This window comes from Nocardioides sp. DN36 (assembly GCF_055380375.1).
In genome coordinates, this window is record NZ_AP043823.1 from 1441381 (window position 1) to 1454045 (window position 12665).

General features: G+C 72.3%; 6 protein-coding genes. 3 read left to right on the top strand and 3 right to left on the bottom strand.

From position 1 onward, the window contains the following. The first annotated feature begins 32 nt into the window (after positions 1 to 32). A complete protein-coding gene (locus tag ACZ43H_RS07895) occupies positions 33 to 830 on the top strand; it encodes a helix-turn-helix domain-containing protein (protein ID WP_464589152.1) in 798 nt (265 codons plus the stop codon). Between the two features lie 6 nt (positions 831 to 836). Here ACZ43H_RS07895 and ACZ43H_RS07900 read toward each other — a convergent pair whose 3' ends face one another. After that, a complete protein-coding gene (locus tag ACZ43H_RS07900) occupies positions 837 to 2669 on the bottom strand; it encodes an AMP-dependent synthetase/ligase (RefSeq protein ID WP_464589154.1) in 1833 nt (610 codons plus the stop codon). A 161-nt stretch (positions 2670 to 2830) separates the two neighbouring features. Here ACZ43H_RS07900 and ACZ43H_RS07905 point away from each other — a divergent pair, with 161 nt between their 5' ends. Continuing rightward, positions 2831 to 3685, top strand: a complete 855-nt coding sequence (locus tag ACZ43H_RS07905) for a carbohydrate kinase family protein (protein ID WP_464589156.1) — start codon at positions 2831 to 2833, stop codon at positions 3683 to 3685. Here the strand turns inward: ACZ43H_RS07905 and ACZ43H_RS07910 are convergent, their stop codons facing one another. Together ACZ43H_RS07910 and ACZ43H_RS07915 are read right to left on the bottom strand one after the other, a co-directional pair. Further along, positions 3686 to 4312 carry a response regulator gene (locus ACZ43H_RS07910; RefSeq protein WP_464589158.1) on the bottom strand — a complete coding sequence of 209 codons (627 nt, stop codon included), beginning with the start codon at positions 4310 to 4312 and terminating at the stop codon, positions 3686 to 3688. Between the two features lie 26 nt (positions 4313 to 4338). Then, the gene (locus ACZ43H_RS07915; RefSeq protein ID WP_464589159.1) at positions 4339 to 10107 is read right to left on the bottom strand and encodes a HAMP domain-containing protein; all 5769 of its coding nucleotides are present in this window, start codon (positions 10105 to 10107) and stop codon (positions 4339 to 4341) included. A gap of 75 nt (positions 10108 to 10182) precedes the next feature. Here ACZ43H_RS07915 and ACZ43H_RS07920 point away from each other — a divergent pair, with 75 nt between their 5' ends. Further along, positions 10183 to 12663: a SpoIIE family protein phosphatase gene (locus ACZ43H_RS07920; RefSeq protein WP_464589161.1), complete on the top strand. Its 2481-nt coding sequence runs from the start codon at positions 10183 to 10185 to the stop codon at positions 12661 to 12663. The last annotated feature ends 2 nt before the right edge of the window (positions 12664 to 12665 follow it).

Genomic DNA, 12665 nt, shown 5'->3' on the forward strand with positions numbered 1-12665 from the left:
CGCCGCGCCGTCCGGTGCGATGGAATCGGGCCATGACGATCGCTCACCAGCAGCGGCCGCCGGTCGGCCACCTGCTCCGCGGCTGGCGCCAGCGCCGGCGCCTCACCCAGCTCGACCTCGCGCTCAGCTCCCAGGTGTCGGCGCGGCACCTCAGCTTCGTCGAGACCGGCCGCTCGCGGCCCACCCGCGAGATGATCCTGCACCTCTCGGAGAGCCTCGACGTCCCCCTGCGCGAGCGCAACGAGCTGCTCCTGGCGGGTGGGTTCGCACCGGCGTACCCCGAGCACCGGCTCAGCGACGCACCGATGGCGGCGGTCAGCGACGCGATCAACCGGATCCTCGACGCGCACGACCCGTACCCGGCGGTGGTGGTCGACCGGCACTGGGAGCTGGTCGCCGCCAACCGGGCCACGGGTGTCCTCCTCGACGGGGTGGCCGAGCACCTGCTCGAGCCCCCGGCGAACGTGCTGCGGCTCAGCCTGCATCCCGACGGTCTTGCTCCCCGGATCTCGAACCTCGCGGAGTGGCGCGCCCACCTCCTCGGTCGGCTCGAGCGACAGGCGCAGTCCACCGGCGACCCCACGCTGGCGGCCCTGCTGGAGGAGCTCCGCGGGCTGCCCGGGTCGGCGGACGGCAGCCGGCACCGGGACGCCCTGGTGGTGCCGTTGCGGTGCCGCGTGGGCGACGTCGAGCTGTCGCTGTTCAGCACGACCACCGTCTTCGGGACCCCGCTCGACGTCACGGTCGCCGAACTGGCGATCGAGACGTTCTACCCCACCGACGAGACCACCGCCACGGCGCTGCGTGAGCTCGCCCGGGTCCCGGCCTGACCGCGCTCAGGCGGCGTACATCTCGTCGAGCAGCGGTCGGTACGCCGCCTCCACGACCTTGCGCTTGACCTTCATGCTCGGCGTCAGCTCCCCGGCCTCGACCGACAGGTCGTGGTCGAGGATGCGGAAGTCCTTGATCGTCTCCCAGCGGTTGAGCCGGCCGTTGACCTCGTCGACGCAGCCCTGGACGTACGCGCGCACCGCGGGGCTGGTCGCGAGCTGCTGGTAGTCCTGGTCCGGCAGGCCCTGTGCCCGCCCCCACTGGGCCAGCGCCTCCGGGTCCAGGCTGATCAGCGCGGTGGCGTACTTGCGGCCGTCGCCGTGCACGAGCATCTGGCTGGCCAGCGGGCAGACGGCCTTGAACAGGATCTCGATGGACTGGGGCGCGATGTACTTGCCGCCGGAGGTCTTGAACAGGTCCTTCTTGCGGTCCGTGATCCGCAGCCGCCCGCGCTCGTCGATCTCGCCGATGTCGCCGGTGGCGAACCAGCCGTCGGCGCTGAGCACCTCCGCCGTGGCCTCGGTCAGGTGGTGGTAGCCGCGCATGATGCCGGGTCCTCGCAGGAGGACCTCACCGTCGTCGGCGGTCCTCACCTCCGTGCCGTCGATCGGGGGGCCGACCCGGCCGAACACCGGGTCCTGGGGACGGACGAGGCACGCGCCGGCGCTGCTCTCGGTCAGTCCGTACCCCTCGAGCACGAGGATCCCGGCGGCGTGGAACCAGGCGGCCACGTCCGGGGAGAGCGCCGCGCTGCCGGAGATCAGGTAGCGGATCCGGCCGCCGAGGCGGTCCCGGATCTTCGAGAGCACCAGCCGGTCGGCGACCGCGTGCTGGAGGCGTACGACGGCTCCCGGCCGCCGACCCTCGAGCCGGGCCCGGGAGACCCGGTCACCGACCCCGAAGGCCCAGGTGAAGAGGAAGCCCTTGACACCGCCCTCCTCCTCCATCGTCTGGACGATCTTGCCGTGGACCTTCTCGAAGATCCGTGGGGGCCCGGCCATGAACGTGGGCCGCACCTCGGCGAGGTTGTCCACGATCGCCTCGACCCGGCCGTCCACGGCCGTCGGGAACCCGATCTGCAGCTGCACCGCCTGCAGCATCTTGCCGAACGAGTGCGACAGCGGCAGCCAGAGGTACTGCAGGTCGTCGATCGACAGGATGTGGAGGCTCTCCGCGCCGGTGCCGATGTAGGTCCAGCACCGGTGCGGCAGCTCGACCCCCTTCGGACGGCCCGTCGTGCCGGAGGTGTAGATCAGTGTGGCCAGGTCCTCGGGACGGACCGCCGCCACCGCGTCGTCCACCGCGGTCGGGTGCTCGGCCAGGTGCCGCTCCCCCAGCGCCCGCAGGTCGTCGAGCCCGATGACCCAGTCGCCGTCCGCGGTGCCGTCGAAGGTGACCACCCGGACCAGGTCGGGCAGTCGCTCGCGCTGGCTGCGTAGCTTCTCGACCTGGCTGTCGTCCTCGGCGAAGACGATCCGGGAGCCGCTGTCGGCCAGGATGAAGCCGACGTCCTCGGCGCCCGTCGTCGGGTAGACCGTCGTGGTGGCCGCGCCCGCACACGTGACGGCGAGGTCGGCGTACAACCACTCGACCCGGGTACTGCTCGCGATCGCCACCCGCTCCTCGCGCCCGATGCCCAGCGCCAGCAGCCCCGCGGCCAGGGTCCGCACCGTCTCGCCCGTCTGGGCCCACGTGACCGACTCCCAACCCCGCGCCGTGGGATAGCGGTAGGCCTCGGCGTCCGGCGTCGCCGCGACCCGGTCGTAGAACAACCGGGCCACCGATGCTGCCCCGGCGGGCGAGGTCGTGCTGGTCTGGTCCTGGGTCTGCTGGCCCACGGCTGTCCGTCCCTTCGCGTTGACCCCCGCTGCTCCTCCAGCCTCGGCGCGGGGCGTGGGGGCGCCTAGGGGACTTGGTCCCGGGGGCCGTCCCGAGCGGTGTCTACCCTTCTCGGCATCGACGCCGGCGACCGACCGGCGCGGACACCGTGGAGGAAGCCTTGCCCGACGTCATCGTGTGCGGCCCCACGTCCTGGAACCACGTCGTGTGGCTCGACGCGCTGCCCCGCCCCGTCCCGCACATGGAGTTCGCCCGGGACGACCGGCTGACCCTCGGCGGGACATCGGCGGGGAAGGCGCTGCACCTCACCGAGCTGGGGCGTACGACGGTCCTGCACACCGTCGTGGGCACCGACCCGGTGGCCGACACGATCCTCGAGTCGCTCGCCGCAGCTGGGGTCGCGGTCTCGGCCGAGGTGGTCGAGGGCCCCAGCGAGCGCCACCTGAACCTGATGGGGCCGGGTGGCGAACGCGTCTCGCTCTACCTGGACGTCCCCGCCACGGTGCCGGCTCCCGCCCCGGCCGCCCTGCGGGGGGCACTGCCCGGGGCGCAGGCCCTGGTGGTCGACCTCTCCTCCCGCTCGCGGGACCTGGTCGAGGAGCTCCGCGGGAGCGAAGTCCCGCTGTGGACCGACCTGCACGACTACGACGGCGTCACGGAGTTCCACCAGCCGTTCCGGGACGCGGCGTCCTACGTGTTCATGAACGCCGACAAGCTGCCCGACCCGCTCGTCCTCCTGCGGAGCCTGGTCGAGCAGCGCGCCGAGGTCGCCGTGTGCACGCTCGGCGCCGAGGGCGCGATCGCCGTCGACCGGGACCGGGCCGTCCACCGGATCGCCGCCGCGCCGGTGGCCGAGGTCGTCGACACCAACGGGGCCGGCGACGCGTTCATGGCCGGGTTCCTGCACGCGACCCTGGACGGTGCCGGGCCCGGGGCAGCGCTGTCGGCGGGTGCCGCCCAGGCCGCCCGGGCGCTGACGACCGTCCACCTGAGCCCGCTCCTCGACGGGGCCTAGTCAACCGAGCCGTTCGGCTGCACCCTCGGCCTCGTGCTCCGGGAGTCGGTCCGGCTCCCCAACGAGCCTGCCGCGCAGGGCCTCGACCTCGTGGCGAACCCTGGCCAGCGCCGCCACCCCGCCGGGCGAGGTGCCCGCCACCTCCGACTCGAGGTCGCGCAAGGCCTCCTCCAGGCGGGCCAGGCGGTCCCTCACGTCGGCGTCGCGCGCCGGGTCGGGCGCAGAGCGGTCCCGGAGCAGGGCGGCCTGCTCCGCCTGCACGCGCCCGGCCACCCACAGGTCCACGAAGACCTGGACCTTCGCGCGCAGGATCCAGGGGTCGAACGGCTTGGAGAGGTAGTCGGCACCTCCCGCCACATAGCCGCGGTAGGAGCTGCTCAGGTCCTTGTCGACGGCCGTCAGGAAGATGATCGGGACGTCCTTGGTGCGGGTCCGGCGCTTGATCCGGGTCGCCGTCTCGAAGCCGTCCATGCCCGGCATCTGGGCGTCGAGCAGGATGAGCGCGAACTCGTCCCTGAGCAGGGCGCGCAGCGCCTCGTCCCCCGAGCTCGCGCGCACCAGGTCGAGGTCCAGCGACCCGAGGATCGCCTCCAGCGCCAGCAGGTTCTCGGGGCGGTCGTCGACCATGAGGATCTTTGCGCGCCCGGACGCGCTCACGACAGCCACGACCGGATGACCGACAGCAGCTGCTCCACGTCCACCGGTTTCGTGACGTAGTCCGACGCGCCCGCGGTCAGGCTGTTGTCCCGGTCGCCGGGCATGGCCTTGGCGGTCAGCGCGATCACCGGCAGGTCCCGGAACGTGGGCATCTTCCGGATCTCGCGCATGGCGGTGTAGCCGTCCATCCCCGGCATCATCACGTCCATCAGGACGAGGTCGATGTCAGGCTCCTGCCGGAGCATCCCCAGGCCCTCCTCGCCGTTGCCCGCGTAGAGCACGTCGATGCCGTGCTGCTCGAGGGCACTGGTCAGGGCGAACACGTTGCGCACGTCGTCGTCCACGATGAGGATCCGGCGGCCCGCGAGCGCCTGCTCCCGCTCGGAGTCCCTCTCGACTCCCGGGTCCTCCCCGGTCAGGCTCGCGACGTCGGAGCGGTGCAGGAAGAGGGCGGTGCTCCGGACCAGGTCCTCGTCGGTCTCGGGGCGCGCGAGGGTGAGCCGCTCGGCGTACTTCCCGAGGCGGGCCTCGTCGCGCGGGGAGAGGTCCTGGCCACCGGTGACGACCACAGGGGTGTGCAGCAGCTGCTTGCGCGACCGCACGCGTCGGAGCACCTCGAACCCGCCGCCGCCCGGCAGCCCCAGGTCCACGAGCACGCAGTCGAAGGGGGCTCCTCCGAACGCTGTCACGGCCTCCTCGGGCGTGCCGACGATCTCGACCTCGATCCCGCCCGAGGACTCGAAGCGCTCCGCCACGGCCGCACCCGGGCTGCCCGCGTCGTCGGTGACGACGAGGAGACGGCGCTTGGTCCGGTCCAGGAAGCCCTCGAGGTGCTCCAGCGCGGCGTCGACCTTGGCCCGCGTGAACGGCACCTCGATCACGTCCAGCGACCCCGCCTGCCAGGCCTGGTGGGTGGTCTCGGCGGCCGCGGACATGTGCGCCGCGATCATCGGGACGTCGCGAGTGCGGTCGAGGCGCTTGAGCAGGTGGTGCAGCGAGGTCCCGTCGTGGGACGACATGTCCATGCCCACCACCATGCCGTCGGGCTGCCGCTGCTCCGCGACGGCCAGCGCCCGGTCGGCGTAGGCGGTCGCGAGGACCTTGAAGCCGTGGCTGCGTCCCACCTCGACCGCGGCCCGGCACAGGTCGGGGTCGGAGAGGGCGACGAGCAGGACGCGGTCCCCCGGCAGTACGTCGCCCTCGTCGTCCTCGACGTGCTCCTGCAGCCGGTCACCGACGACGGGCTGGGCAGTCGGCGTGGGTGTCGTCGTGGCGAGCGGGGCCGTCGGCCCGGCCGGGCGCCCGCCGACGTACTGGACGGGCAGGTACAGCGTGAACTTGCTGCCGCGGTCCGGCTCGCTCTCGACATGGATCTCGCCGCCGATCAGGCGGGCGATCTCGCGGCTGATCGACAGTCCCAGGCCGGTGCCGCCGAACTTGCGGCTGATGGTGCCGTCGGCCTGCTGGAAGGCCTCGAAGATCGTGCGCAGCTGCTCGGGTGGGATGCCGATGCCGGTGTCGGTGACGTCGAACGCGAGCACGCTGTCGGCGACGGTCAGCGCGGGGGTCGTGAAGTTCTTCTCGGTGCTGCGCCGGATGGCCAGCGTGACCTCGCCGTACGACGTGAACTTCACGGCGTTCGAGAGCAGGTTGCGCAGCACCTGCTGCAGCCGGTGCTGGTCCGAGACCAGTGTCGGCGGCACGTCCTCGGAGACCCACACCGAGAACCGGAGGTCCTTCTCCGCGGTGAGCGGCCGGAAGGTCGCCTCGACGTACTCCACGATCCCGGAGACGGCCACCGTCGCCGGGTGCACGTCCATCTTGCCGGCCTCGACCTTGGACAGGTCGAGGATGTCGTTGATCAGCTGCAGGAGGTCGGTGCCGGCGCTGTGGATGGTCTGGGCGAACTCCACCTGGCGGCCGTTGAGGTTCTGGTCGGGGTCGTCGGCGAGCAGCTTGGCGAGGATCAGCAACGAGTTGAGCGGCGTGCGCAGCTCGTGGGACATGTTGGCGAGGAACTCCGACTTGTAGCGCGACGAGAGCGCGAGCTGCTCGGCCCGGTCCTCCAGCGCCCGGCGGGCGTCCTCGATCTCGAGGTTCTTGATCTCGATGGCCCGGTTCTGCTGGGCGAGCAGGCTCGCCTTCTCCTCCAGCTCGGCGTTGCTCTGCTGCAGCTCGCGCTGCTGGGTCTGCAGCTCCCCCGACTTGTTCTGCAGCTCGGCCGCGAGCCGTTGCGACTCCACGAGCAGCGCCTGCGTGCGCGAGCTGGCGATGATGGCGTTCAGCGAGACGCCGATGATCTCCATCAGCTGCTCGAGGAACTGCAGGTGCACCACGCTGAAGGACCGGAACGACGCCAGCTCCATGACGCCGAGGACCTGCTCCTCGAACACCACCGGCAGGATCACGATGGTCAGGGGCGAGCCCTCCCCCAGCCCCGACGCGATCCTCAGGTAGTCGGCCGGCACGTCGGTGACGAGGATGCGCTCGCGACCGTCGGCGGCCTGGCCGACCAGCCCCTCGCCGAAGGCGAACGCGTCGGGCACGCCCGCGAGCGGTCGGTGGCCGTACGACGCGATCCGGCGCAGCATCCGGCCGCCGTCGGGGCCGGTCTCGCCGAGGAAGAAGGTCCCCGCCGTCGCGCCGACCAGCGGGGTCAGCTCGCTGACGATCAGCCGGGTGACGTCGAGCAGGTCCCGCCCGCCCTGCATGTGCCCGGTGAACGTCGCCAGGTTGGTCTTCAGCCAGTCCTGCTCCTGGTTGGCCCGGGTGGTCTCCCGCAGGTTGTCGATCATCTGGTTGAGGTTGTCCTTGAGCTCCGCGACCTCGCCCTGCGCCTCGACCGTGATCTGTTGGCTCAGGTCGCCCTGGGTCACGGCGGTGGAGACCTCCGCGATCGCGCGCAGCTGGGTGGTCAGCGTGCCGGCCAGCTGGTTGACGTTCTCGGTCAGCTTGCGCCAGGTGCCGGAGACGTCGGCGACCTCGGCCTGGCCACCGAGCTTCCCGTCGGTGCCGACCTCGCGGGCCACGCGGGTCACCTCGTCGGCGAACGACGAGAGCTGGTCGACCATCCGGTTCACGGTGGTCTTCAGCTCGAGGATCTCGCCGCGGGCGTCGACGTACGTCTTCTGGGTCAGGTCGCCGTGCGCCACGGCGGTGGTGACGAGGGCGATGCTGCGCACCTGGCTGGTGAGGTTGCCGGCCATCGAGTTCACCGAGTCGGTGAGGTCCTTCCAGGTGCCGGCCACGCCGCGCACCTGCGCCTGCCCGCCGAGGATGCCCTCCGTGCCGACCTCGCGGGCCACGCGGGTGACCTCGTCGGCGAAGGCACGCAGGGTGTCGACCATCGCGTTGATGGTGCTCGCCAGCGCCGCCACCTCGCCGCGGGCGTCGATCGAGATCTTCTGGCTGAGGTCGCCGCGGGCGACCGCGGTGGACACGGTGGCGATGTTGCGCACCTGGTTGGTGAGGTTCGAGGCCATGGAGTTCACCGAGTCGGTGAGGTCGCGCCACGTGCCGGCCACGCCCGGCACCCTGGCCTGGCCACCGAGCATCCCCTCGGTGCCGACCTCGCGGGCGACGCGGGTGACCTCGTCGGCGAACGAGGAGAGCTGGTCGACCATCGTGTTGACGGTGCTCTTGAGCTCGAGGATCTCCCCGCGGGCGTCGACGGTGATCTTGCTGGTCAGGTCGCCCTGCGCGACCGCGGTGGTGACCTCGGCGATGTTGCGGACCTGCGAGGTGAGGTTGGCCGCCATCATGTTGACGTTCTCGGTGAGGTCCTTCCAGGTCCCCGAGACGTCGTGCACGTCGGCCTGGCCACCGAGCCGGCCCTCGGTGCCGACCTCGCGGGCGACGCGGGTGACCTCGTCGGCGAACGACGAGAGCTGGTCGACCATCGTGTTGACGGTGTCCTTGAGCTCGAGGATCTCCCCGCGGGCCTCGACGGTGATGGTGCGCGTCAGGTCACCGCGGGCCACCGCGGTGGTGACCTCCGCGATGTTGCGCACCTGGGCGGTGAGGGTGCCCGCCATGAAGTTCACCGAGTCGGTCAGGTCGCGCCACGTCCCGGAGACACCGGGCACGGCCGCCTGCCCACCCAGCCGGCCCTCCCCGCCCACCTCACGCGCGACGCGGGTGACCTCGTCGGCGAACGACGAGAGCTGGTCGACCATCGTGTTGACGGTGTTCTTCAGCTCGGCCAGCTCGCCACGGACGTCGACGGTGATCTTCTGGCTGAGGTCGCCGCGAGCGACCGCCGTGGTCACCTGGGCGATGTTGCGCACCTGGTTGGTGAGGTTGGACGCCATGGAGTTCACGGAGTCGGTGAGGTCCTTCCAGGTCCCGGCGACCCCCGGCACGTCGGCCTGGCCGCCGAGGATGCCCTCGCTGCCGACCTCGCGGGCGACCCGCGTGACCTGGTCGGCGAACGACGACAGCTGGTCGACCATCACGTTGACGGTGCTCTTGAGCTGGGCGAGCTCGCCCTTGACGTCCACGGTGATCTTCTGGCTGAGGTCGCCGCGGGCCACCGCCGTGGTCACCTGCGCGATGTCGCGCACCTGGGCGGTCAGGTTGTCGGCCATGTAGTTGACCGACTCGGTGAGGTCCTTCCAGCGGCCGGCCACGCCCGGCACGTCGGCCTGGCCACCGAGGATGCCCTCGGTCCCGACCTCGCGGGCCACGCGGGTCACCTCGTCGGCGAAGGTCTGCAGGGTCGCGGTCATCGAGTTCAGGGTCTCGGCCAGCTCGGCGACCTCGCCCCGGGCGCTCACCGTGATCTGCTGGCTCAGGTCGCCGCGGGCGACCGCCTGCGCGACCGAGGAGATGCCGCGGACCTGGCTGGTCAGGTTCGACGCCATCAGGTTCACCGAGTCGGTGAGGTCCTTCCAGGTGCCCGAGACGCCTCGCACGTCGGCCTGGCCTCCCAGCCGGCCCTCGGTGCCGACCTCGCGCGCGACGCGGGTGACCTCGGAGGCGAACGACGACAGCTGGTCGACCATCCGGTCCACGGTGTCCTTGAGCTGTGCCATCTCGCCGGACACCTCGACGGTGACGGTGTGGGACAGGTCGCCGTCGGCCACTGCGGTCGTCACGAGGGCGATGTCGCGCACCTGCGCCGTCAGCCGCGACGACATCGTGTTCACCGCGTCGATCAGGTCCCTCCAGCTGCCGTCGGCGTCGCGGACGCGGGCCTGGCCGCCCAGCTTGCCCTCGGTGCCGACCTCCCGCGTCACCCTGGTGATCTCGTCGGCGATCGACGAGAGCCGGTCCACGAGGCCGTTCACGCTGCGCGCGACCCGGAGCGGCTCGCCGCGCAGCGACTGCCCGTCCAGCCGCAGGTCCATCCGCTGCGTCAGGTCGCCGTCGGACATGGCCGCGACGACGCGGGCGAACTCGCCGGTGGGTCGGACCAGGTCGGTCACCAGGCTGTTGGCGGCGTCGACACACCTGGTCCAGCCGCCCTCGCCGAGTCCGGGCTGGAGACGCTCGCTGTGTCGCCCTTCCCGGCCGGCGACGCGCTGCACCCGGGTCAGCTCCGAGAGGATGTGCTGCTGCCGGTCGGCGATGTCGTTGTAGGCGATCGCCAGCTCCGTCAGGAGCCCCTCTCCGGAGACCGGCAGCCGCTTGCGGAAGTTGCCGTCACGCATCGCGTTCAGCGCGGCGAGGAGCCTCCTGAGCTGGGCGGCGTCCATGTCCCCGTCGGCCTCGGGGCGCGGCCGGGCCTCGCGCCGATCCGTCTTCTTGGTCGTGCTCGTGGGCATCCGGATCTCCTCGGTCGCCAGTCGACCTGAGTCTGTCACCATGAGGGGACTCCGCCAACGTCCCCCGAGGCGACCATGACCTCATTCCCGGTGCGCGCGCAGCAGTCCTTCGTCGCGGACGCGTCCTCCGTGGCCGACGCGCGCCGTTTCACCCGGCGGACCCTCGAGGAGTGGGGCGAGGACGACCTCGCCGACACCGCGGCACTCATCGTGAGCGAGCTGGTCACGAACGCGGTGGTCCATACCGGGACCACCGCCCGGCTGACCCTCGGGCTTCGGGGCCGGAACCTCCGCATCGACGTCGAGGACCAGCATCCGGGCCACCAGCTCCCGGTCGTCCCGGGCCGGCCCCCGGACACCTCCGAGCACGGGCGGGGTCTCGTGATCACGACCAGCCTCTCCACCGCATGGGGCGTGGAGTACACCCGCACCGGCAAGCGGGTGTGGGTGGTCTGCGGGCACGAGCCAGGCGCCGCCGGCGGCGACACCGCCGTCGGAGCCTCCGGTCCGGCCCGGCGCACCCACGTCGCCGTCGTCGAGCTCTCCGGCTCCGGTGTCGTGACCGCGTGGAACGACGATGCGACGGCCCTCCTCGGCTGGCGGTCCGACGAGGTCGTCGGGCGTCGGTACGCCGACCTGCTGGACCGGGGCGACGGCTGGCGGCCTCCGCAGGACCGGAGCGCTCCGGCCGGCGACCACGGCTGGCAGGGCAGCTACGCCGTGGCCTGCCGCGACGGGAGCAGCGAGACGGTGTTCGCGTCGCACGCCCGGGTCGCGGACGGCAAGGAGACCATCGTGCTCATGGTCGCCGAGGCGCAGCGCGCCCTGCTCGAGCACCCCGCCCCGGTTGCCCGGCAGGTCTCCGCCGACGCCGGCTCGCCGGCGTCCGCTTCCGCTTCCGCCTCCTTCGGCCTGCGACCCGACGCCCTGGTCCGGCTGGGCGTCGAGGACTACCTCACCCTGGCCGCCGAGCGGGTCCGCGACCCCGTCGCGGCGGACGCGACGTACGTCCTCCTGGCGCACGACTTCGACGACGAGCTCGAGGTCGTCGCCGTGAGCGGGCTCCCCGAGCGGCTGCTGGGCACCCGGCTGCCGCGCGGGGCGGCGGGCACTCCCGACGCCCGCAGCACGGCGCTGCCGGTCGTGGTGCCCGACCTCGCCGAGCACGACGTGCCGCTGCTGGACGGGACCGGGCTGCGGTCCCTGGTGGTCGTGCCCCTCACGGTCGAGGGCAAGCTGGTCGGCGCCCTGGGGGCGGCGTCGACCTCGGTGCGCGGGTTCGACGACGTCGCGTCCGCCCGGCTGCAACGCTTCGCCGACTCCATCGCCCTCACGGCCGACCGCGGCCGGCTCCAGGCCTCCGAGCGCGAGCGGCGGGGCTGGCTCAGCTTCATCGCCGAGGCCGGTGACCTGCTGGCAGGGTCGCTGGACCAGGACATGACCATGGCCATCACGGGTCAGGTGGTGGTGCCGCGGATCGGTCGCTGGTGCGCCATCCACCTCGCCGACGAGCGGGGGAAGCTGGGTCTCCAGCAGGTCTGGCACGAGGACGAGACGCAGGTCGACGACCTGTGGACGGCGCTCGAGGCGATCCCGGTGGACGACCTCGCGGACGGGTCGACCCCGGTGGTCGGCTACTCCCCCACGAGCATCCCGCTGGTGGCGCGGGGGAAGCGCATCGGCCAGCTCACCGTGGGGCGTGCCCACGGGGACCAGCTGCGCGGCGAGCTCCTGCTGGTCGCGGAGTCCGTCGCGAGACGGGCTGCCCTGGCCATCGACAACGCCCGCGCGCACGGTGCGCTCCAGGCGGCCGGTCGAGCGCTGCAGGAGAGCCTGCTGCCACCGTCGGTTCCGACGGTCCCCGGACTGGACGTCGGCGTCGTCTACGAGCCCGCAGGCGAGGGCGCCGCAGCCGGCGGGGACTTCTACGACCTCTTCCCCACCGGGAACGGGTCGTGGTGCTTCGTGGTGGGCGACGTCTGCGGGACGGGCGCCGAGGCCGCTGCCGTGACCGGGCTCGCGCGACACACCATCCAGGCCCTGGTGCGCGCGGGCCTGCCGCCGGCCGCGACCCTCGAGCGGCTCAACACCGCGATCCTCGAGGAAGGGACGCGGTCCAGGTTCATGACGCTGGTGTGCGGGATCCTGCGCCCCGACGGCGTGCAGGTGCAGCTGGAGCTGGTCAACGCCGGCCACCCCCCGCCGTACCACGTCTCGGCGAACGGCACCGTCGGCGAGCTCGGCGCCGCGCAGACGCTGCTCGGCGTCGTCGACCACGTCGCCTACGTCGCCGAGACCCACATCCTGCACCGGGGGGACCTGCTGGTGACCGTCACGGACGGCGTGCTCGAGCGGCGGGACGGCAACCGCATGCTGGGCGAGGACTCCTTCGACGTCGAGCTGGCGGGCGCGGTGCACCTGCCGGCCCAGGCCGTGGCCGACCGGGTGCGGCGGCTCGTGGCCGAGTTCAGCGACGAGCCGCAGCACGACGACATGGCCGTCCTGGCGATCCGGGTCCGCCCGCCGGTTCCGACGGGCGGACCGGAGCCGCGCTGACG

What these genes read in the sequence shown, in the direction of transcription:
- ACZ43H_RS07895 (WP_464589152.1), top strand. Translation starts at nt 33, where the DNA reads ATGACGATCGCTCACCAGCAGCGGCCGCCGGTCGGCCACCTGCTCCGC.
- ACZ43H_RS07910 (WP_464589158.1), bottom strand. Translation starts at nt 4,312, where the DNA reads ATGGTCGACGACCGCCCCGAGAACCTGCTGGCGCTGGAGGCGATCCTC.
- ACZ43H_RS07915 (WP_464589159.1), bottom strand. Translation starts at nt 10,107, where the DNA reads ATGCCCACGAGCACGACCAAGAAGACGGATCGGCGCGAGGCCCGGCCG.
- ACZ43H_RS07920 (WP_464589161.1), top strand. Translation starts at nt 10,183, where the DNA reads ATGACCTCATTCCCGGTGCGCGCGCAGCAGTCCTTCGTCGCGGACGCG.